The sequence below is a fragment of the Shewanella sp. SG44-6 genome (genome assembly GCF_014164185.1).
GTDB classification, from domain to species: Bacteria; Pseudomonadota; Gammaproteobacteria; order Enterobacterales; family Shewanellaceae; genus Shewanella; species Shewanella vesiculosa.
Map to the genome: position 1 here is coordinate 35,386 of NZ_JACJER010000015.1, position 21,823 is coordinate 57,208.

Annotated in this window: 19 protein-coding genes; 9 read left to right on the top strand and 10 right to left on the bottom strand. The window is 41.2% G+C overall.

From position 1 onward, the window contains the following. Nucleotides 1-4: 4 nt before the first annotated feature. The 6 genes from ribE to glyA all read right to left on the bottom strand — a co-directional run bounded on the left by ribE (nucleotide 5) and on the right by glyA (nucleotide 5,564). The gene (ribE, locus tag H5185_RS04670; RefSeq protein WP_011636512.1) at nucleotides 5-481 is read right to left on the bottom strand and encodes a 6,7-dimethyl-8-ribityllumazine synthase; all 477 of its coding nucleotides are present in this window, start codon (nucleotides 479-481) and stop codon (nucleotides 5-7) included. A 123-nt stretch (nucleotides 482-604) separates the two neighbouring features. Further along, a complete protein-coding gene (ribBA, locus tag H5185_RS04675; RefSeq protein ID WP_182697890.1) occupies nucleotides 605-1,708 on the bottom strand; it encodes a bifunctional 3,4-dihydroxy-2-butanone-4-phosphate synthase/GTP cyclohydrolase II in 1,104 nt (367 codons plus the stop codon). Between the two features lie 113 nt (nucleotides 1,709-1,821). After that, nucleotides 1,822-2,481, bottom strand: coding sequence for a riboflavin synthase (locus tag H5185_RS04680; RefSeq protein ID WP_182697889.1), 660 nt, complete (start codon nucleotides 2,479-2,481; stop codon nucleotides 1,822-1,824). 63 nt (nucleotides 2,482-2,544) lie between these two features. Beyond that, nucleotides 2,545-3,690, bottom strand: a complete 1,146-nt coding sequence (gene ribD / locus H5185_RS04685) for a bifunctional diaminohydroxyphosphoribosylaminopyrimidine deaminase/5-amino-6-(5-phosphoribosylamino)uracil reductase RibD (RefSeq protein WP_182722036.1) — start codon at nucleotides 3,688-3,690, stop codon at nucleotides 2,545-2,547. A gap of 56 nt (nucleotides 3,691-3,746) precedes the next feature. Continuing rightward, nucleotides 3,747-4,196 (bottom strand): transcriptional regulator NrdR, encoded by a 450-nt coding sequence (gene nrdR, locus H5185_RS04690; protein ID WP_124017598.1) that lies wholly within the window; start codon nucleotides 4,194-4,196, stop codon nucleotides 3,747-3,749. A gap of 114 nt (nucleotides 4,197-4,310) precedes the next feature. Next, nucleotides 4,311-5,564 (bottom strand): serine hydroxymethyltransferase, encoded by a 1,254-nt coding sequence (gene glyA / locus H5185_RS04695; protein ID WP_182697887.1) that lies wholly within the window; start codon nucleotides 5,562-5,564, stop codon nucleotides 4,311-4,313. A gap of 261 nt (nucleotides 5,565-5,825) precedes the next feature. Between glyA and ettA the strand changes: the two genes are divergently transcribed. The 7 genes from ettA (at nucleotide 5,826) to H5185_RS04730 (ending at nucleotide 15,707) form a co-directional block, all read left to right on the top strand. Then, on the top strand, nucleotides 5,826-7,493 hold the full coding sequence (gene ettA / locus H5185_RS04700; protein ID WP_124017600.1) for an energy-dependent translational throttle protein EttA: 1,668 nt from the start codon (nucleotides 5,826-5,828) through the stop codon (nucleotides 7,491-7,493). Between the two features lie 330 nt (nucleotides 7,494-7,823). Further along, complete coding sequence (locus H5185_RS04705; protein WP_182697886.1) at nucleotides 7,824-9,059, top strand: hypothetical protein; 1,236 nt, start codon at nucleotides 7,824-7,826, stop codon at nucleotides 9,057-9,059. 279 nt (nucleotides 9,060-9,338) lie between these two features. Then, nucleotides 9,339-10,424 (top strand): efflux RND transporter periplasmic adaptor subunit, encoded by a 1,086-nt coding sequence (locus H5185_RS04710; RefSeq protein ID WP_404948333.1) that lies wholly within the window; start codon nucleotides 9,339-9,341, stop codon nucleotides 10,422-10,424. Further along, a complete protein-coding gene (locus H5185_RS04715; protein WP_182697884.1) occupies nucleotides 10,424-13,528 on the top strand; it encodes a multidrug efflux RND transporter permease subunit in 3,105 nt (1,034 codons plus the stop codon). The genes H5185_RS04710 and H5185_RS04715 overlap by 1 nt, the downstream gene beginning before the upstream one ends. 16 nt (nucleotides 13,529-13,544) lie before the next feature. Continuing rightward, nucleotides 13,545-14,018, top strand: a complete 474-nt coding sequence (locus tag H5185_RS04720) for an NYN domain-containing protein (protein WP_124017604.1) — start codon at nucleotides 13,545-13,547, stop codon at nucleotides 14,016-14,018. A 325-nt stretch (nucleotides 14,019-14,343) separates the two neighbouring features. After that, nucleotides 14,344-15,240, top strand: a complete 897-nt coding sequence (locus H5185_RS04725; RefSeq protein WP_259395205.1) for an ABC transporter substrate-binding protein — start codon at nucleotides 14,344-14,346, stop codon at nucleotides 15,238-15,240. Between the two features lie 35 nt (nucleotides 15,241-15,275). Beyond that, on the top strand, nucleotides 15,276-15,707 hold the full coding sequence (locus H5185_RS04730; RefSeq protein ID WP_182741480.1) for a thioesterase family protein: 432 nt from the start codon (nucleotides 15,276-15,278) through the stop codon (nucleotides 15,705-15,707). 24 nt (nucleotides 15,708-15,731) lie between these two features. On the opposite strand, the gene H5185_RS04735 is transcribed toward H5185_RS04730, so the two are convergent. Both H5185_RS04735 and H5185_RS04740 read right to left on the bottom strand, forming a co-directional pair. Further along, nucleotides 15,732-17,210 (bottom strand): bifunctional diguanylate cyclase/phosphodiesterase, encoded by a 1,479-nt coding sequence (locus H5185_RS04735; protein ID WP_259396162.1) that lies wholly within the window; start codon nucleotides 17,208-17,210, stop codon nucleotides 15,732-15,734. A gap of 154 nt (nucleotides 17,211-17,364) precedes the next feature. Continuing rightward, nucleotides 17,365-18,207, bottom strand: a complete 843-nt coding sequence (locus H5185_RS04740) for an HDOD domain-containing protein (protein WP_182697881.1) — start codon at nucleotides 18,205-18,207, stop codon at nucleotides 17,365-17,367. A gap of 250 nt (nucleotides 18,208-18,457) precedes the next feature. Between H5185_RS04740 and yegQ the strand changes: the two genes are divergently transcribed. Together yegQ and H5185_RS04750 are read left to right on the top strand one after the other, a co-directional pair. Beyond that, nucleotides 18,458-19,822 (top strand): tRNA 5-hydroxyuridine modification protein YegQ, encoded by a 1,365-nt coding sequence (gene yegQ, locus H5185_RS04745; RefSeq protein ID WP_182722039.1) that lies wholly within the window; start codon nucleotides 18,458-18,460, stop codon nucleotides 19,820-19,822. An 11-nt stretch (nucleotides 19,823-19,833) separates the two neighbouring features. Further along, nucleotides 19,834-20,091 (top strand): YfhL family 4Fe-4S dicluster ferredoxin, encoded by a 258-nt coding sequence (locus H5185_RS04750; protein WP_182722040.1) that lies wholly within the window; start codon nucleotides 19,834-19,836, stop codon nucleotides 20,089-20,091. A gap of 248 nt (nucleotides 20,092-20,339) precedes the next feature. On the opposite strand, the gene H5185_RS04755 is transcribed toward H5185_RS04750, so the two are convergent. Continuing rightward, complete coding sequence (locus tag H5185_RS04755; protein WP_182722041.1) at nucleotides 20,340-21,320, bottom strand: PA2778 family cysteine peptidase; 981 nt, start codon at nucleotides 21,318-21,320, stop codon at nucleotides 20,340-20,342. Between the two features lie 15 nt (nucleotides 21,321-21,335). Beyond that, complete coding sequence (locus tag H5185_RS04760) at nucleotides 21,336-21,716, bottom strand: PA2779 family protein (RefSeq protein ID WP_124017611.1); 381 nt, start codon at nucleotides 21,714-21,716, stop codon at nucleotides 21,336-21,338. Nucleotides 21,717-21,823 lie beyond the last annotated feature (107 nt).

Here is a 21,823-nt window from a genome sequence, read left to right on the forward strand (position 1 = left end):
ACTATTACAGCTGTTGTTCTAGTTGTTGCAGTACATTAACCATTTCAAGCAAACTAAGGGCTGCTTCGCCACCTTTATTGCCTGCTTTAGTACCTGAGCGCTCAATAGCTTGCTCAATGGTATCTGTGGTTAATACACCAAATGAAACAGGAAGATCATACTCTAATGCAACTTGTGCAAGACCTTTATTACATTCACCAGCAACAAATTCAAAATGAGGTGTTCCGCCACGAATGACAGCACCTAATGCAATGATACCGTCAAACTTGCCACTTGCTGCAACACGCTTTGCGGCAAGGGGTAATTCAACTGCACCAGGGACGCGAACAACAGTAATGTTGTCGTCACTAACCTGGCCAAAACGCTTTAATGTGTCTATTGCACCATCAAGCAGACTTTCAACTAAAAAGCTATTGAATCGCGAGATCACGATCGCCACTTTGGCATTTTTCGCTTCGATATTACCTTGAACTACGTTCATTCTATCTTACCTAAATTAGCTAAAGCACCCGGCTCGGGGCAAAAAGAGGCGTTATAATATCACAGCCAAAAGCCCTGAGCGCTATGCAATTAATGAAATTGTTAAATTTACCACGAGCTAAAATTATTCAGCTATATAATCAGTCACTTCTAAACCGAAACCCGACAGTGAATGGTAACGTTTTGGTGAGCTTAATAAGCGCATAGTCGTAACACCTAAACTCGACAGAATTTGCGAGCCTACGCCAACACGACGAGATGTTCCTTGCCACATTGCTGGCGCTGGAGATTGACCATTGTCTTCAGCTTCGAACGCTTTGACTTTGGCCAATAAGTTACTTGTATGTTCATCATTACCCAGCAACACTAAAACACCACCTTCTAAAGCAATCCTTGCCATGGCTTTTTCTAATGGCCAACTGCGCTTTTGATCACGTTCAGAATGCAATAAATCATTGAAGGTGTTTTGTAAATGAACACGCACCAAACAATTTGATTTTACTTCATCTTTAATCAAGGCGTAATGTAATTGATTATCAATAGTGTCTCTAAAGGTCACCATAGTAAACTCACCAAAACGAGTAGGTAATTTACACTGAGCTTCGCGAACAACTGTGGTTTCGTTGGTATTACGGTACTCAATCAAGTCGGCAATAGTGCCTATTTTAATGCCATGTTTTTCACTGAATATTTCTAAATCCGGACAGCGAGCCATAGTGCCATCTTCGTTTAATATTTCAACTATCACGCCTGACGGTTCGCATCCTGCTAAGCGCGCTAAATCGCAACCGGCTTCGGTATGGCCAGCACGAGTTAATACCCCGCCTTCTTGCGCCATCAATGGAAAAATATGTCCAGGCTGAACCAAATCAGAGGCTTTAGCATCTTTAGCAACGGCAGCTTGAACTGTTACAGCACGATCATGGGCTGAAATACCTGTGGTCACCCCAGTTGCTGCTTCAATTGAAACCGTAAAATTAGTTGAAAACTGGGCGTTATTGTTGGTCACCATTAAAGGTAAGTTAAGCTGCTGACAACGCTCTTTGGTCATGGTTTGGCAAATTAATCCGCGGCCATAAGTGGCCATGAAGTTGATTGCAGCTGGCGTCACTTTATCAGCGGCCATAATCAAATCGCCTTCATTCTCTCTGTCTTCATCATCCATCAAGATAACCATCTTGCCTTGACGAATATCTTCAATGATTTCTTCTATGCTATGTAGCGCCATTGTCAGACCTTTATTGATTAAGTATTCGATTTAAACCTTAGGCATTAAATCTGTTTATACCGTGTGTTTTTATACTTCGGGTACTGGGTACGAATGATATTTTACGGCAACAACTAACGCAAAAAACCTGATTTAGCGAGTAATTCCATGGTCACGCCCGATGAAGGCTGTGCATGGTGAGCTTCTGGTTGCATTAATCGTTCTAAATAACGGGCAATTAAATCCACTTCAATGTTAACGCTATCACCGACTTTCAAATGCACCAGCGTAGTTTCGCCCGCAGTATGAGGCACTATGGTTAATCTGAAGCGATGACCATCAACTTCATTGACGGTTAAACTAACACCGTCAATGGTAATCGAACCTTTGTGAGCGATGTAACGACTTAATTGCGCTGGTGTTGATAGCCAAAACTCAAGCGCTTTACCTCGATAAGCACATTGCTCTACTTTTGCGATGCCATCCACGTGGCCGCTGACCATGTGCCCACCCAACCTTGTGGTTGGCGTAACCGCTTTTTCAAGATTAACCTTTTGGCCGACTTGATAATGACTAAAACCGGTTAACGCGACAGTTTCAGCTGATATATCAGCAACATAACCATCACCTAAACGTTCAACAACCGTTAAACACACACCATTAGTCGCAATGCTGTCACCTAGCTTTACATCGGTTAAATCTAGCTTACCGCTAGCAACCGTTAAGCGAATATCGTCACCTTTTCGATCAATTTTACGTAATGTGCCAAGGGCTTCGATTATCCCAGTAAACATAATGACTCACTTTTTGCTTATAAACTTTGCTCTTGCTCGGGTTTTCGCCTAAGCACTCGCACATTAATACGATTGATTATATCTAAGGATATATCGCTTATCTTGTCCAATGCTACGCTCATCGATTAATTGCAACGACGGTGTTTGATCCATCGCACTGTAATCGGGTAGCTGCAACATATTACGTCCATGGCTGCCTAAAAGTTTAGCAGCCTGATAAAGCACTACTTCATCAGCGAGACCTTGAGCAACAAATGCGCCGGCTAACGTTGCCCCAGCTTCAACTAATACGCTATTGCTATGCTGACCTAAATACGTTAGCAAAGCTAACAAAGGGATTCTACCTGACGAGTCACACTCTAATTGCAGAAAATCAACGTGCTGTGGAAAGTCAATTTTGACCTTGTCAGAATATGCACAGCCTGAAACCAGTAAAATAGGACTTTTAATCGAAAATAACTGCTGGGCTGACGTTAATCTAGCTTGGCTATCAAGCACCACCCTTAAAGGCTGGAATATGTCTTCTTGCGTATGATAAGTGGTTAATTCACCGAGCGCTTCATAACGGACATTTAAGCTAGGGTCATCAACAAGAATAGTTTCAACCCCAGTGATTAATGCGCAATGCCTAGCTCGGTACTTTTGCACATCTGCCCTGGCAGCGTCACCGGTAATCCACTTTGACACTCCATTCGACAGGGCTGTTTTACCGTCTAAACTGGCGGCTATTTTCACTGTCACCCAAGGCAAGCCAGTTTTCATCCGCTTCATGAAGCCCAAATTTAGCGCATAAGCTTGCTCTGTCAGTAATCCGATATCAACTTGAATACCTGCATCACGTAACATGCTGATACCGCGGCCAGCAACCTGTGGATTGGCATCGGTAACAGCAATAACAACTCGAGCGACCTTGGCATTAATTAAGCCTAAAGCACAAGGTGGTGTGCGGCCGTAATGGCTACACGGCTCAAGAGTGACATACGCGGTAGCATCTTGTGCCGAAAAGCCATTATCGCGAACCATTTTAAGCGCATTGACTTCGGCGTGGCCTTGGCCTGCACGCTGGTGATAACCTTCACCGATAATCTGACCATTGGCGACAATGACGCAACCGACACAAGGATTTGGCCGAGTGGTATAACGACCTTTCTCGGCGAGTGCTATCGCACGGCTCATCATTTGAATGTCGAAGGTAGAAAAGTTAGCCATATTAGGTAATCTCTTATTGCTCAGATGCCGTCATAAAAAGATGATATTTTTCGCCATTACTTTTGTAATTTGGCAATGGCCTCACCAAATTGTGATACATCTTCAAATGCTCGATAAACTGATGCAAAGCGGATATAAGCCACTTTATCAAGGTTCATCAACTGTTCCATCATAAGATTACCAATCATTTCAGAATTAACTTCGCGTTCGCCCGTTGCGCGCAGCGTTGATTTGATTTTAGTCAATGCTTGTTCAATTTCATCGATTGATACAGGACGTTTTTCAACGGCACGCAGCATGCCGCCACGGAGCTTTTCTTCATCAAAGGGTTGCCGAGTACCGTCACGTTTAATCACTCTGGGCATCACTAATTCTGCACCCTCAAAGGTAGTGAAACGCTCATGGCATTCGGTACATTCCCGGCGGCGACGAACTTGGTGACCATCAGCCACTAATCGAGAATCTATAACTTTGGTATCGGTCGCGCTACAAAAAGGGCAATGCATTGAGCCTCCTGCAGAAAAAAACAAAATGGCCGCTAACAATTAGCGGCCATTAAAGTTTATCCTATTTGTTGAGCAAGGTTAACCTAAACCTTTTCAACAGACATCAAGAGACGATTAACCGTATACAGGGAATCGAGCACATAATGCCAACACTTGACCTTTCACTCGTTCAGCCACTTCGGCATTAGATGCATCGTCAAGAATGTCACAAATCCAGCCGGTTAACTCTTTCGCTTCTGCTTCTTTAAAGCCACGACGAGTAATTGCTGGTGTTCCAATACGAACACCAGAGGTGACGAACGGTGAACGTGGATCATCAGGTACTGAGTTTTTGTTCACGGTAATGTTGGCATTGCCCAATGCAGCATCTGCTTCTTTACCCGTTAAATCACGGCCAATTAAATCAACCAACATTAAATGGTTTTCTGTACCGCCAGAAACAATTTTGTAACCACGATCTAAAAACACACTTACCATAGCTTTGGCATTTTTAACAACTTGCTGTTGATATACTTTAAACTCTGGCTCTAATGCTTCTTTAAATGCAACCGCTTTACCGGCGATAACATGCATTAAAGGGCCACCTTGGCCACCAGGGAATACCGCTGAGTTCAACTTTTTATATAAGTCTTCATCATTAGCAGCAGAAATAATAATACCGCCACGTGGACCAGCCAATGTTTTATGGGTTGTTGAGGTCACAACGTGTGCATGAGGCACGGGCGTTGGATAAACATCTGCAGCCACTAAGCCAGCAACGTGAGCCATATCAACAAGCAAATAAGCACCAACTTTATCAGCAATTTCACGCATTTTAGCCCAATCGACTATGCCTGAAAATGCCGAAAAACCGCCGATCATCATCTTAGGCTTGTGCTCAATAGCTAAGCGTTCCATTTCGTCATAGTCAATTTTACCTGATTCGTCGATGCCGTAAGGAATGATGTTGTAAAGCTTGCCGGAAAAGTTAACTGGTGAACCGTGAGTTAAGTGACCGCCGTGGGCTAAGTTCATACCTAATACAGTGTCACCTGGCTTTAATAGCGCCATAAATACCGCACTGTTAGCTTGTGAACCAGAATGAGGCTGCACGTTGGCATATGTGGCACCAAATAATTCTTTTGCGCGTTCAATCGCTAATGTTTCAACCACATCAACGTATTCGCACCCACCATAGTAACGCTTACCTGGATAACCTTCAGCATACTTGTTAGTTAACTGAGAACCTTGCGCTTCCATCACACGTGGACTGGTATAGTTTTCAGATGCAATCAATTCAATGTGTTCTTCTTGACGACAAGTTTCATCTTCAATGGCTTTAAATAATTCTGGATCATAATCCGCAATATTCATCGCTTTCTTCAACATGGTAGCTCCAACATCATTATCTATATAGTAGGGTTGCGGCGTATTCTACTCTGCAACGATAATGATTTACAGTATAAACAACATGAAATTCACTGTGTTCTGAATACAAAACGATTCATGTTTATGCCAATAGACTGGCAAATTTTAGATCTTATGTGGCCGAAAAAACACTCAGGAGTAAATCACACAATTGCCTGTTGAGTTCAGCCTATAATACAGTAGAATTATCATCATCTTTATTGACAATTAGACAGTATTATTATGGCTCAGTTTGTATACAGCATGCTTCGTGTGGGTAAAATTGTCCCGCCTAAAAAGCAGATTTTAAAAGATATTTCATTAAGCTTCTTTCCTGGCGCCAAAATTGGTGTGCTCGGCTTAAACGGTTCAGGTAAATCGACATTACTGCGTATTATGGCCGGCATAGACACTGAAATCGAAGGTGAAGCGCGCCCAATGCCTGGACTGAAAATTGGTTATTTACCCCAGGAACCTCGCTTAAATGAGCAACAAACGGTTCGCGAAGCCGTTGAAGAAGCCTTAAGTGAAGCTAAAAATGCCCTAACCCGTTTAGATGAGGTTTATGCGGCTTATGCTGAGCCCGATGCTGATTTTGATGCCCTCGCTAAAGAGCAAGGTCAACTAGAAGCTATTATCCAATCTCAAGATGCCCACAATATTGATCATATTCTGGAACGTGCAGCAAATGCGTTACGCCTCCCCGATTGGGATGAAAAAATAGCTGTACTTTCTGGTGGTGAACGCCGACGTGTCGCAATTTGTCGCTTGTTACTTGAAAAGCCTGAAATGCTATTACTTGACGAACCGACCAACCACTTAGATGCTGAGTCAGTGGCTTGGCTAGAGCATTTTTTACAAGAATATACTGGCACAGTCGTGGCGATTACCCATGACCGCTATTTCTTAGATAATGCTGCAGGCTGGATTTTAGAGCTCGATCGCGGTGAAGGTATTCCATGGCAGGGCAACTACTCATCTTGGCTTGAGCAAAAAGACGCCCGTTTACAGCAAGAGTCTTCTACCGAAAGCGCTCGTCAAAAAACCATAGCTAAAGAACTAGAATGGGTAAGACAAGGTGCCAAAGGTCGTCAGTCTAAGGGCAAAGCCCGTATGGCTCGTTTTGAAGAACTCAACACTAACGATTATCAAAAACGTAACGAAACTAATGAGTTGTTCATTCCGCCAGGGCCACGCCTTGGTGATAAAGTGATCGAAGTAACTAATTTAACCAAGTCATATGGTGACCGCGTACTGATTGACGACCTAACCTTCACTGTCCCCAAAGGGGCAATTGTCGGTATTATTGGTGCTAACGGTGCCGGTAAATCAACCTTGTTCAAAATGATCTCAGGTGATGAACAACCGGACAGTGGCGATATATCTGTCGGTGAGTCGGTTCAAATCGCCTCAGTAGATCAGTTCCGCGATTCAATGAATGATAAAAATACTGTCTGGCAAGAGATATCTGGCGGTCACGATATTATGCGTATCAACAACACCGAGATATCGAGCCGTGCTTATGTTGGCCGCTTTAACTTCCGTGGTGGCGACCAGCAAAAAATCATCGGCACCTTATCGGGTGGTGAGCGCAACCGAGTACATTTAGCCAAATTATTGCAAGCTGGTGGCAACGTATTGCTACTCGATGAACCCACCAACGATTTAGACATCGAAACATTGCGAGCTCTCGAAGAAGCCTTATTAGAGTTTCCTGGGTGTGCAATGGTTATTTCTCATGACCGTTGGTTCCTCGACCGCATTGCAACTCATATTCTGGATTATCGAGACGAAGGCAAAGTGAACTTCTATGAAGGTAACTATACTGAGTATTCAACTTGGTTAAAGAATACCTTAGGAACCGATGTCGTTGAACCTCATCGATTAAAATACAAGCGTTTAAACAAGTAACCTAAACACTTGCACACAAATGGTTAACAATTGTTAAGCTTGAGTGATAGTGTTGAAATAGAAGTATCGAATAAAGCAGAGCCCTAAGCTCTGCTTTATTATATTAGCTCGTATGTGAAAGGTTATTATTGAGAATGCTCTGTAGAAATATCAACATGTGTCAAAAAACTGTCAATTTATTGTAAGTAATGCACTAAATCTGTTTGTAAAGCCAAAATAACTTCAGTATCATAAAATATTAATGGATTATTTTACTCTTTGCTGATTACACTCAGCGCATTACAGAGTGTCGATGGTTCTAGCTTGAAGAGAAATTTAATGGAGATATCAGTGAGATACGGTTCAATCAGCCTTGCTTTATTGTGCTTATACGCTAGCAACTCATTTGCGGCACTCGAAGTCATTACCTCGTCAGAAAAGCAGACCCTCAATAAGATTGAAGATCAATATGATATTGATACTCTGCTGATCACAGTTAACGACAAGTTCTCACAGCTTAATAAAAAAGCCTACGACATAGAAAATATAAAAAAAACGATTGTTGCAGAACAAAATCGATACAACGAATTAATTACAGAATTACCTAAGGTCATTCGAGCCAAAACAGCGCTTGCAGATACCTATAAAAAAATTGAAGACTCTGTCAATCTAGTCGATGAACTGACCCTTAAAGCAGAGCAAGACAGTAAACTTCTGGAAACTGAAAAAGTCGAAATACTGTCTGAATATGAAGTAATAAATAATAAACGCACAACTAAAAGTCAGCAATTATTTAAACTTAAAACCGATATCACGAATCGTTTAATCGCAGACTTGTCAAAATCAACGAGTACTTTGCCAGTCAATATCAATGGCTCTACTGAATGTTCAAAATACCAAACTATCGCAGATTGTTTGAAAGAGTCTAAAAGCAGCATTTTATCTAATACTCGCAATGAATCACCATTTTTAAACGATAAAAGTGTTTTATTGTCATATGAAGTGCTTGATGCCAACATGAATATGAAAGGCGATCTTCACTATAAAGTCGCGATGAAATTTAAACCTTCATATAACAACAAAATCGACACTATACTGAATGAAAAACTAGGTTTAGTATCGGCGATGGTGACGTTAATCAGTAATGTTCCAGCTGATTGGTATGTAAATGGCACCAAGGTGGGTACAGGTAAAAAACTGTTTCACGAGATCCCTTTAGGTAAACATGGCATTTTAGCTTCATACCAAAATCAAGATAAATCAAGTGTCGAAAACATTGAAGGTAATGGAGTATTTAACTACAAATTCAATGAGGTTGCTTCTACTCAAAAAGTCAGTAACAAACCTAAAATGGACACGGCTGAGGTGAAAAACGTTATCCTTAAGCAGGCGCCTAAACAAGTCCAGCCTTCAGTACAACAACCCAAAGCTAAGTACACTCTATTCTCTGACCAAACCAGTATTAAGCTAAGTGACGATGATGCCAAAAAGAACTCATCAGATAACAGCTACGAATATTTTATGGGTGTTGCCCCAGCAAATAAAAAACAAAACATAGAGTTTACAAATGAACCCGTTAATAAGTAATGGTTATATTGCAGGCTTAATGAAGATCTTGCTCTAGCGATGAAACCAACACTTAAATAAAAGCCATATCAACTGATATGGCTTTTTTGTGACGATTAATTGTTGCCCCCCTTGCTTCATATGCGCCTTGTTACAAAGAAAATCGAAAGATTTACATTACTTTACGCTCAATTAAGCAAAAATAATTACAATACCCAAACATCAATCACCGGCTAGCCATTAGCCAATGTCGTCGCGCAACGACACCTTCCATTATTGTTTATAGAGATGTGTACTCAGATGATCAAAAAACTTAGCCAATATCTTTTTTCAACTACCATATTGATTATGGGATATGTTGGATTTGTTCACACAGTTGACGCCGCGCCCAAGGCTATGCACGCAGAAAAAGTTGTGCCTGTTATCACAGCCATCGTTGAACAACATGAGCTTTCACAATCAATTACCTTAATAGGAAAGCTTGTCGCGACTCACTCAGTAATGATAGCCCCGCAAGTTGCAGGCAAAATAGATAATATAGAAGTCACATCCAATCAATACGTCAAGCAAGGGCAAGCATTACTGACGCTTGATAACCGTAAAGCTAAAGCCAGCGTGACCGAAGCCCAAGCTTATTATCAAGATGAAGTTCGCAAGCTTAACGAATTTAACAAGTTAATCCATGTTAACGCCATTACCCAAACTGAAATAGAAGCGCAAAAATCGACTGTTGATATCGCTTTTGCCCGACTAGAATCAGCCAAAACTGACCTTGACTACCATACATTAACCGCGCCCTTTTCGGGTAATACCGGCCTAGTCAATTTCAGTCGCGGAAAAATGGTTACCATTAATGAGTCTCTATTATCACTTGATGACTTGTCTGTGCTTCAGTTGGACTTACAAGTGCCAGAGCATTATTTATCACAACTCAGCACGGGAATGTCAGTCAAGGCGACCAGTAGAGCTTGGAATAAAACCACCTTCACAGGCAAAATTATCGCCATTGACCCTCGTGTGAATTCAGCCACACTCAACCTCAACATTCGCAGTCAGTTTGATAACCAAAAGGGTCAATTAAAGCCCGGTATGATGATGTCAGCTACGCTAGTATTTCCAAGTGTGTCATCACCAATAGTGCCAGTACAAGCTCTTGAATATTCAGGTACAAAACGGTATGTCTACGTGATCGATAAGCATAATATCGCTACTCGTACCCAAGTGATGTTAGGCGCAAGAATTAAAGACCAAGTCTTACTGGAATCTGGTATCAACATTGGTGATCACATCGTAGTTCAAGGCTTGGTCAACATGCGTGATGGTGTCAAAGTGAAAGAGTTAGCGACTCAATCGGAAACGTCTCCTGTGCAACAGGAGCATAAATAATGTGGCTAAGTGATACGGCGGTTAAGCGCCCTGTTGTTGCGATTGTATTAAGTCTGTTGCTGTGCGTATTTGGTTTAGTATCTTTCTCCAAACTGTCAGTGAGAGAAATGCCCGACGTGCAAAATCCTGTCGTAACAGTGATGACCACTTATAGCGGTGCATCGGCGACGATAATGGAAAGTAAAATCACTAAAAATCTCGAAGATGAATTAACAGGTATTAGTGGTATTGATGAAATCACCTCAACGACTCGAAATGGCATGTCACGTATTTCAATCAAATTTGAGCTGGGTTGGGACTTAACTGAAGGCGTAAGTGACGTCCGTGACGCCGTAGCAAAAGCTCAACGTCGCTTACCTGATGAAGCAAACGATCCTATTGTATCGAAAGATAATGGCACGGGTGAGCCATCAATTTACGTCAACTTAAGCTCTGAAAATATGGACCGAACTCAGCTGACCGATTACGCCCAGCGAGTATTAGAAGACCGATTTAGCTTAATTACTGGTGTGAGTTCGGTTAATATTTCTGGTGGCTTATACAAAGTCATGTATGTGCAGCTAAAACCGCAATTAATGGCCGGTAGAAATGTTACCACCAACGACATTATCAGTGCATTAAATACTGAAAACCTTGAAACACCCGGTGGTGAAGTTCGCAATGACACGACCGTCATGTCAGTCAGAACGAAACGACTCTATTACAGCCCAGAAGACTTTAATTATCTAGTGGTTCACACCGCAGATGATGGCACACCGATTTACCTTAAAGATGTCGCAAGCGTGTTTGTCGGTGCAGAGAATGAAAACTCGACCTTTAAAAGTAACGGCATTGTTAACTTAAGTCTCGGCATAGTGCCACAATCAGATGCCAATCCATTAGACATCTCGACGCGAGTACAACAAGAAGTCGATAAAGTGCAGAGTTTCCTGCCAGAAGGCACAAAACTGATTGTTGATTATGATGCTAACGTGTTTATTGCACGCTCAATTAATGAGGTATACAACACCCTGTTTATTACTGGGGTACTGGTTATCCTGGTGTTGTACATTTTTATCGGACAAGTGCGCGCAACGCTTATTCCTGCGGTGACGGTTCCGGTATCATTAATTGCTGCATTTATAGCAGCATACAGCTTAGGTTATTCAATTAACTTATTAACCCTAATGGCACTGATTTTAGCTATTGGACTGGTGGTTGATGACGCTATCGTAGTCGTTGAGAATATCTTCCACCATATTGAGCAAGGTGAAGAACCGATCCTCGCTGCTTATAAGGGAACGCGCGAGGTTGGCTTTGCGGTTATTTCCACCACACTAGTTTTGGTAATGGTGTTTTTACCTATTTCATTTATGGATGGCATGGTTGGATTACTGTTTACCGAGTTTTCGGTGATGCTGGCGATGTCGGTGCTGTTTTCATCACTTATCGCCCTAACGCTAACGCCAGTAATGAGCAGTAAACTCTTAAAAGCCAATGTGAAGAAAAATCGTTTTAATATTGCTATCGATAATGGGTTTGCCCGTATGGAGCGAGGTTATCGTAGACTGGTTAAATGGGCATTACGCTGGCGTATAGCAGCACCGCTGATTATCATCGCCTGCATTGGTGGTAGCTACATGCTGATGCAACAAGTCCCTTCACAGCTGTCACCACAAGAAGATCGCGGCGTGTTATTTGCGTTTATTAAAGGCGCCGAAGGCACCAGTTATAATCGTATGATCGCCAACATGGATATTGTTGAAAGTAGATTGATGCCACTGTTAGGTCAAGGTGTAGTGAAATCATTCAGTGTTGAAGCGCCGGCATTTGGTGGTCGAGCCGGAGACCAAACAGGATTTGCCATCATCCAGCTGGAAGATTGGCAAGATCGTGACACTAATATTAAACAAGCACTGGCATTAATCGCTCAAACCTTAAAAGATATTCCCGATGTGATGGTACGCCCTATGCTGCCAGGATTTAGAGGTCAATCCAGTGAACCGGTGCAGTTTGTGCTCGGAGGCTCTGACTATTCGGAGTTATTCAAATGGGCTCAAGTGCTGCAACAAGAGGCTGATGCAAGTCCTATGCTTTCAGGGGCTGATTTAGATTATGCGGAAACAACCCCAGAACTGGTTGTTACTGTTGATAAACAGCGAGCTGCTGAACTCGGTATCAGTGTGGAAGAAATCTCCACCACATTAGAAATTATGTTAGGTGGACGCAAAGAGACAACGTTTGTCGAACGCGGTGAAGAGTATGATGTCTACCTTCGTGGTGATGAAAACAGCTTTAATAGTATCACTGATCTTAGCAAGATTTACTTCCGCTCAAGCAGAGGCCAACTCATTACCCTTGATACTGTCACTCATGTTGAAGAAGTCGCCTCGCCACAAAGATTAAGTCATACCAATAAACAAAAATCGATCACCATCAAAGCCAATTTAGGTGAAGGTTATACCCTTGGGGAAGCGCTAGACTTTTTAGAGCAACGCGCAATAACATTGCTACCCAGCGATATCTCTATTGCTTACACAGGTGAGTCAAAAGATTTTAAAGAAAATCAATCCGGGGTAATGATAGTGTTTGGTTTAGCATTGCTGATTGCTTATCTAGTATTGGCAGCTCAATTTGAAAGTTTCATCAACCCAGCGGTGGTAATGTTTACCGTTCCTATGGGCATTTTTGGTGGTTTTATAGGTTTAGTGCTTACCCATCAAGGGATGAATATTTACAGCCAAATAGGCATGATAATGTTAATTGGTATGGTCACTAAAAACGGGATTTTAATTGTCGAGTTTGCCAATCAATTACGCGATCGAGGCTTATCGCTGGACAATGCCATTATTGATGCATCAGCACGTCGTTTACGGCCGATATTAATGACGGCATTCACCACATTAATTGGTGCAATACCGTTGATCGTCTCTACCGGCGCAGGGAGTGAAAGCCGTATTGCTGTTGGAACTGTGATATTCTTTGGCATGGCATTTGCGACCATGGTAACTTTATTAGTGATCCCCGCAATGTACCGACTTATTTCTTCGTCAACCCACTCTCCTGGGTTTGTAGAAGAACAACTTAATAATGCTATTGCCGCTCAACAAGCGCAAAAGCCTTAATTTTTCAGGTGTAATAATGACAACGCTTGCCGTATTTGTAGATGTGCAAAATATTTATTACACCTGTAAGCAAGGTTTTGGTCGTTCGTTTAATTACCGAGCCTTGTATAAGCAGTTATCGGCACGAGGGAACATTTCTCATGCTATCGCTTATGCTATTGCGCCAGCTGATGATGGACAGGTAAAGTTTCAAGACGCGCTAAAACACATTGGCTTTAACGTAAAAACTAAGCCCTATATTCAGCGTAGTGATGGTTCGGCTAAAGGAGATTGGGATGTGGGGATCACCATCGATATGCTCGAGATAGCGCCCACGGTAGATGAAGTTATTTTACTCTCTGGTGATGGTGATTTTGATTTATTACTCAAAAAGATAAACCAAACAACCACATGCTATACCCACGTATTAAGTGTTGAGCGCCTCACAGCAAAATCTTTAACCGATCAATGCCAACAATTTACCGCTATCGAAGCACCATTATTGATCTAGATAATATAAAACGTAAGCTTGTGCCAATCAGCGATACCAAGTGACCCTTGCGTGCTAAAAACCTCATTAGCCACAACTTAGCGCCACATTACTGTAGTCCATTACAGCAACACTGCATAAGTTCTAACACAATAGAATAGCCGTATAAATTAACAAACCGATGCAGTTTAACTTCAATGATATTGGTCAGTATCAAATGGATTTAAGCCAGGTTAATTTATCAAATATAAGAATACAGTAACGGGTGCCGATTACGCTTATCGGTAATCGAAAAAATTTATATAACAAGCGCTTAATCACTAAAAGTTCACAGAATGGACTGATGATGAAAAACATGAAATATCACTTTATTGCTAGAAGTGCTATTATTGCCTTGCCATTACAGGACTGTTCGATAAAGGATTATATGTCGTCAACATATCAAAAAAATGTACTTTTTGATTGCATTTTACTGCCAAAATATTCTGGCTTATCAATACATTACTTATTTTTAATATTAATGACTATTGTCAGTTTCCTTTCTATACACAATACCGTGGCACAACCATTATCAATTACGCTAGCCGCTGAAGATAGCTGGCCACCCTTTGCTGATGAATTTGGTCGAGGTATTTCCCACAACATTATCCGTCATGCTTTTGAGCAAGTTGATGTTAACATCTCAACTATTGTAGTCCCTTATGCTCGCGGATTAATTATGACTGAACGAGGCTCGGTTGATGGCGTATTTAATGTTACCAGAGAGCAAAGTACAATTGACCGATTTGTTTTCGGTAATGAACCTCTTTTTACCATAACGGCTTCTTTTTTCTTTGCCAAAGATTATCCTACGGTTGCAAAAAATAAATGGCAACTGCCAACCCAAAGCACCATAGGTATTATCAATGGCTATGAGTATGGAGATGAATTCACAACACTGGTAGAAAAACGAAAGCTCCAAGTTATCACTGTAGATAGCCAACGCCAATTAACTAATTTGTTACTAGTGGGCAGAATTGACTCTGCTATCATGTATGATCTTGTTGCTGACGTTTACATCAAGCGGATGGGAGTTAACAATGATATACAAGCTAAATTTAACAATCATACCAGTAAAATATTTGTCGCTTTTTCTAAACTTAATCCGCAATCAAAACACCTTAGTGAGTTACTCGACAAAGGACTAATAGCACTAAAAAAACAGGGTAAATACCAGCAATTACTTCTGCCCCTAAATGATTAATAGCAACACAGTAAATAACATAAGGTCATAGTGTAATGAGTCGTGTCCCTGCGCAACAACAATACAGCCCAGTGCACTCTTTTTCAGTACAAATTTATTATGAAGATACTGACTTTTCAGGAGTGGTGTATCATCCAAATTTTTTGAAGTATTTCGAACGTGCTCGTGAACATGTTATTGGTGCAGAGATCCACAGCCCACTTTGGCAACAAAAACAATTGGGTTTTGCTGTTTATCGCAGTGATATGTTATGTCACGATGGCGTTGAATTTGCTGATATTATTGATGTACGCACTCAATTTTATTTTGAAAGTAAGTACCGTACAGTGTGGAAACAGGAAATATGGCGACCTAATGCGAAAAAACCAGCAGTGACGGCAACGATAGAAATGGTCTGTATGAACCAGAAACGTCAACTTGCGCCCATGCCGACAGAATTAATGACCCATCTATCCAAGGGGATTTAAGACATTAGCGCTATAGATAACAATTTATGGCTGGTTAATTTGAGCAGAGCTGATGAGTGGGTAATTAAGTTGCGGATATATGTGCTCAAACTCACTGGCAGTAAATGGTTTAGCAAAATAATCACCTTGAATGGTATCCACCCCAAAATGATGTAATGCTTCCAATACTGTCTTAGATTCAACCCCTTCAACCGTCACTTCAAAACCCAGATTTTTAGCGAGATCGATACTCGTCTTAACAATTTGCTTTGCCGCTGGTGAAGTTTCAAACTCATCTAAAAAGGCTTTATCTATTTTCACTTCATCAACGGGTAAATGACGCAAATAAGCCAAAGAAGAGTGGCCAGTACCAAAGTCATCAATCGCAAGTTTAACCCCAATATCGCGTAATTGATTTAAGGTCACAATGGTTTGTGCCAGTGATTTCATTAAAACACTTTCAGTGATTTCAATCGTAATCGATTCGGCTGGCACCAGATATTGAGCTAATTTGCTTGCAACATCAGCGGCAAGATTGGGATTATCTAAATCAGTAGAAGATAAATTAATGGCGACATTAACGTAAACCCCTGTGTTGCGCCATTTAACTTGTTGAGCTAGCACGTTATCTAACACCCAAGTACTCAAAATATTAATCATTCCAGTTTGTTCTGCTAATGGAATAAACTCATTAGGCGAAATTAATCCCAAACTGTCATGCTGCCAACGAATTAACGCTTCAACCTGCTTACAGTGACCACTTTTTAAATCTAACTTGGGTTGGAATACCATAAACAGCTGATTTTGCTTTAACCCTTTAGGCAAGCCATTGATAATTAATAATTCTCTGTATTGGGCTTTATCATCATCTTGATCATAAAATGCCATGGCTTGCTTTAATGTTTTGGCTTTTTTTAATGCCAAATCTAAGCGGCGCAGCATCAAACTGACCTCGGCATGATGTTCACTTAATGACAATACACCCAATTGTATTTTGATACTGATGGGTTGCTGTTCAATTTCAAACGGTTTTTGTAATTCACTCTTGATTTCAAGCAGTTGCTCAACTGTCAATTTTTGGTGAAAAAACAATAGAAACTCATTTCCGTTCATTCGAGCGATAAACTGTGCTTTGCAATTAAGGTTATCGATCCGCTTCGCAAACGCTTTAAGAAATTTGTCGCCAAATAAAAAACCAAACAAATCGTTCACAAACCGAAATTGTCGAATATCTATCAGCACTAACATGCCGTCTGACATGGGCATTTTAGACAACATTTTACGTTTAAAACCGACACGGTTAGCTAAGCCAGTTAACTTATCTCGTTCGGTACTAAAGATGCTTGATTGATGTAAGTCGTGAAGAACGTTAATGAGCGGTTTTAATGAGGTTGAAGTTGAAGCTGAGTCTACGTTGAATGAATCTTGATTAAGTAATTGTAATTGCAACGAATGAGTCAATTGTTGAATAAAACGATGCTGACGCCAATAGAGAAGTGCAACGCTACACAGCAAGATCGCCATAATACATAACATCGTTATCAAAAAGTAATTCATTAAGTCTTCATCATGTTGCAATTTTAATCATCACAGTATTCAACGCAAAAATACATCACTAATATTAATCATCTGTGTTTGACTCATTTGATAATATCAGTGAAATAAGCACAACATACTACTATTCGTAACTTTGCTTAATTGAATGATACATATCAATGAACTCATCACTGGCAAGATCTTCTGCAGTAACAGGCAAGCCTCTTTGTGCAAAGACGCCCAATCTTTCAGCTAATTCTTCACCGGCACGCAGTTCACCCGTGTAAAATGCAGCCGAACGGATAAAGTCGAGATAAGATACTTTTTCAGGCATGTAATGAAGATCAGCCCATCGTTCGACCACTTCCATTACCTCAGGAGCAAAATCCCATGTTTTTAATACGGCGCGACCAATAGGGCCCTGCATCTTACGCACTAAACTGCGTAAATCATCAATTCGGCTAAATAACTCAGGATGAACTTCCGCTTCGGTTAATACTGGTAATGCACCAATATTATGCACTAAACCAGCTAGAGTAAGCGTATCACGGTCTAATTTTTTACTCGGGTGACGTTTATTGTACATCTCTAACATGGCACCGGAGGAAGCTGTCACTTCAATAGAGGTTTTCCATACTTCATCCATCACCTCCCACACCATTTCGTTAGTGGAGATAAATAACTGCTCCATGGCAACAGATGTGGTAATAGATTTAATTTGTACTAAACCAATACGACTCACAGCGGCATTAATATTTTCAGCTTTGTTACCACGAGAATATAAAGCACTGTTGGCAACTTTGATAATGCGCGCTGAAATAGCGGCATCTTGACCAATAATGTCAGCAACTTGCTTGAGGCTTGAATCTTGACGAGACACGACTTCTTGAACACGCATGGCCACTTCGGGCAGTGTTGGTAAAACTAAAGCATCATCTTTAAGCTTTTTTAATAGTCCAACCAAGAGTTGATGTTCCGTAGACATGAGGTCTCCATAAATAAATAGCCACTGATGTTGGATTATATACCCAAAGCGATAACATTTGCGATTACTCAACTAACGAGAAGCCAATTAATTATATCGTTCCGTTAAGCTTTGTCGCTCGGTAACCAGATTAGTAGTTGTAAAATACAACCGACCTCACAAATTCTAAGGCTATATTTGTCCCCGCTAATATCCTTAAGTAAGCTTCGGCCCTTGAGTCATACACTATTTAACTAGGTCGAGTAAAACCATGTTTAAACCTGAATTATTATCTCCCGCTGGTACGCTTAAAAATATGCGTTACGCCTTTGCTTATGGTGCCGATGCTGTTTATGCAGGCCAACCTCGTTACAGTTTACGAGTCAGAAATAATGATTTCAAAATGGAGAACCTTGCTTCAGGTATTGAAGAAGCTCATGCCCTAGGGAAAAAATTGTATGTGGTGAGTAATATTGCGCCGCACAATGCCAAACTCAAAACCTATATTAAAGACATGGAACCTGTGATTGCAATGAAACCCGATGCGGTGATCATGTCAGATCCGGGGCTTATTATGATGGTACGCGAAGCGTTCCCTGAACAAGTAGTTCACTTATCAGTTCAAGCAAACGCCATTAACTGGGCGTCGGTCAAATTCTGGCAACAGCAAGGGATTAAGCGAGTCATATTATCGCGTGAATTGTCACTTGATGAAATTGAAGAAATTCGTCAGCGGTGTCCAGATATAGAATTAGAAGTGTTTGTTCATGGCGCATTGTGTATGGCATATTCAGGCCGTTGTTTATTGTCTGGTTATATGAATAAACGCGATCCTAATCAGGGAACCTGCACTAATGCATGTCGCTGGAAATATGATGTTCACCAAGCACAACAAACTGAGAGCGGAGATATCATCCCTGTGACCCCCACAGTTCAGTTTGAAACCCCAACCTTAGGTTCGGGTCAACCCAGTAGTGAGATTGTTTTATTACAAGAAGCCGGTCGCCCTGGCGAATATATGCCAGCGTTTGAAGATGAACATGGCACTTACATTATGAACTCAAAAGATTTACGCGCTATTCAACATGTGGATCGTTTAACCAGAATGGGCATTGATTCATTAAAAATTGAAGGTCGTACCAAATCTTTTTATTATGTTGCGCGCACTGCCCAACTTTATCGTCAGGCCATTGAAGATGCTGCTGCGGGTAAAGACTTTGATCGCACTTTAATGAACAACCTTGAAGGCTTAGCGCATCGCGGCTATACCGAAGGTTTTTTACGTCGTCACGTTCATGATGAATATCAAAATTACCAATATGGTCATTCTGTAAGTGATAGTCAGCAATTTGCTGGTGAATTTACTGGCAAACGAAATCCACAAGGGTTAGCTGAAATAGACGTCAAAAATAAATTCTCTGTCGGCGACAGCGTTGAAATAATGACAACTGAAGGTAATTTTGTTATCACTATTGAAGCATTACTGAATCGCAAAGGTGAATCTATCGATTCCGCTTTAGGCTCAGGACATTTTGTGTTTCTCGCGCTGCCAGCAGATATTAACATCGACAAAGCCATGCTAATGCGTAATTTACCTGAGGGGATGGATACTCGAAACCCTCATCAATCTGTTTAACCTGAGGTTTTATGGCATTAATCATTGACGATAGCTGTATCAATTGTGATATGTGTGAACCTGAATGCCCTAATGAGGCCATCACTATGGGTGAAGATGTATATGAAATTGATCCCGGATTGTGTACTGAATGTGTGGGCCATTACGACAAACCGACCTGTGTGTCAGTTTGCCCGATTGATTGCATCGATCCCGATCCAGAACATAAAGAGTCGCAAGACGAGCTGCTAATCAAATATGCTAGGCTCACGGGTAAGTCACCCAATTAACACTGACAACGCATGTTAATCATACAGTAGTCAGCATAAAGTGAATGAGCGCCGATTGGCGCTCATTCACTTTGAGTCATTTAGCGGCACAAGTCATGCTCAAAAATCATTGCAATCATAAAGACTTACTCACCTTCTGAGTAAATTAAAAAAGATGATAAATTTCATTTTGTTATCTTTATTTATGTGTTTATTTGCTCTGTTCTAAAATCATTACATTAAAATAGTATCAGACTAATTGAGCGAGCTTAATCTGTGGTACAACTTGCATTATCGGACATTTTTTCTATGTCATTTTGTGTGTTGAGTATGTTGCTATCTTCGGGTTGTAATTGAAGTGCTTTTTTGATCATCTCCATTGCCCTCTGTTTACAACCAGACACAGACAAACTGTAAGCGTAATTATTTAAATAAGCGCCCTGTTGCTCAGGCTGTTGCGCGCTATAATTTAATCCCTGTTGATACCAAAAAGTAGCCTTGGCGTTATCTATTGCTAAATAATAATTTCCAAGCAAAAAATAGCTTAGCCAATAGTCAGGCCATTGTCTGGTGGCATTTTCAAGCGCATTTATGCCGGCAGTACTTTCGCCAACGCTGAGCAAATCTTGGGCGGCGCTGGCGTAAATAAACCGGTCGAAATGTGAACTCTTGATATCCGGCGGCACAACAGCCAATAACCAATATTGGCCTCGCAACCAGGTGCGTTCAAATACTTTAAGTTCCGCGATACGGTTTTTATGGCTGCCAGAATGGAGCACTACCTGCTGATTATTAAGGTCATAGCCAGTTACCACTGCGTAATGCCACATGGGATACCATGAGGTTGATAAATTTTGTAGCACTATGACCGGAATGTTGTCACTGACCAAAGACAGAAGTTGGGTCAAGTTGCCTGATTCAGCATAAGCAAGCAGCCCCTGTTGACGGGCGGCGGCCACCATTTCAATTTGCAAGCTGCCTTGTAAATCAGGAATAAACAGTGCTGGTGCTATTTGCTGAGGTGTTTTGGTTAGCCCATAAAAATTGAACACTTCTGAGAGTGTTGTAGGACCACAGAAGTAATCCTCTTGAGGATAAAAAGGAACCCCAGTAATTTGATGTTTAAGGGAAATATCGGGCGGATTAGCTAATAACATGGCTGTCTGGGGCGGAACCGATAGACAGCCACTGAGAAATAAACAAAAGCCAGTAATACCAACGGCTTTTGTGAACCAGCTTATGTGACTCATACTTGAAAATACGACCTAGTTAATGGGCCTAATAAAGGAAAACACATCGGTAACGCCCACCAAATCGAGAACCACTAACACCACTAATACAGTGACCACAACTCCTACTACGCCACCAGCAGCTGCAGGCATATCATTCATTTGGGTGTTTAATTGGTTTAATTCCTGATCCGTCATGCTGGCGATCCGCATTTCTGCATCCTCCATACTAACGCCAAGTGCTACCAGTTTATTTTGAACGTCAACGTTACTCAGCATTGCAATGACTTGTTGTTTATTATAAATATTTTTCTGCTGAACGATAACCTGCTCTGAGGAAATAACCCCAGCGTAGGTGGTCGAAATACAAGTCAAATAAGCTAACATTACTGTGGCGACTGCAAGAACTTTTTTCATTGGATTTCCTTTGATTGAGCAAATGTAAATATCTTATTAACAGTAGAGTTAATGCTGCGTAATAACAAGGTATATCGAGATTATACCTACTTTGGTGACACTTAAAT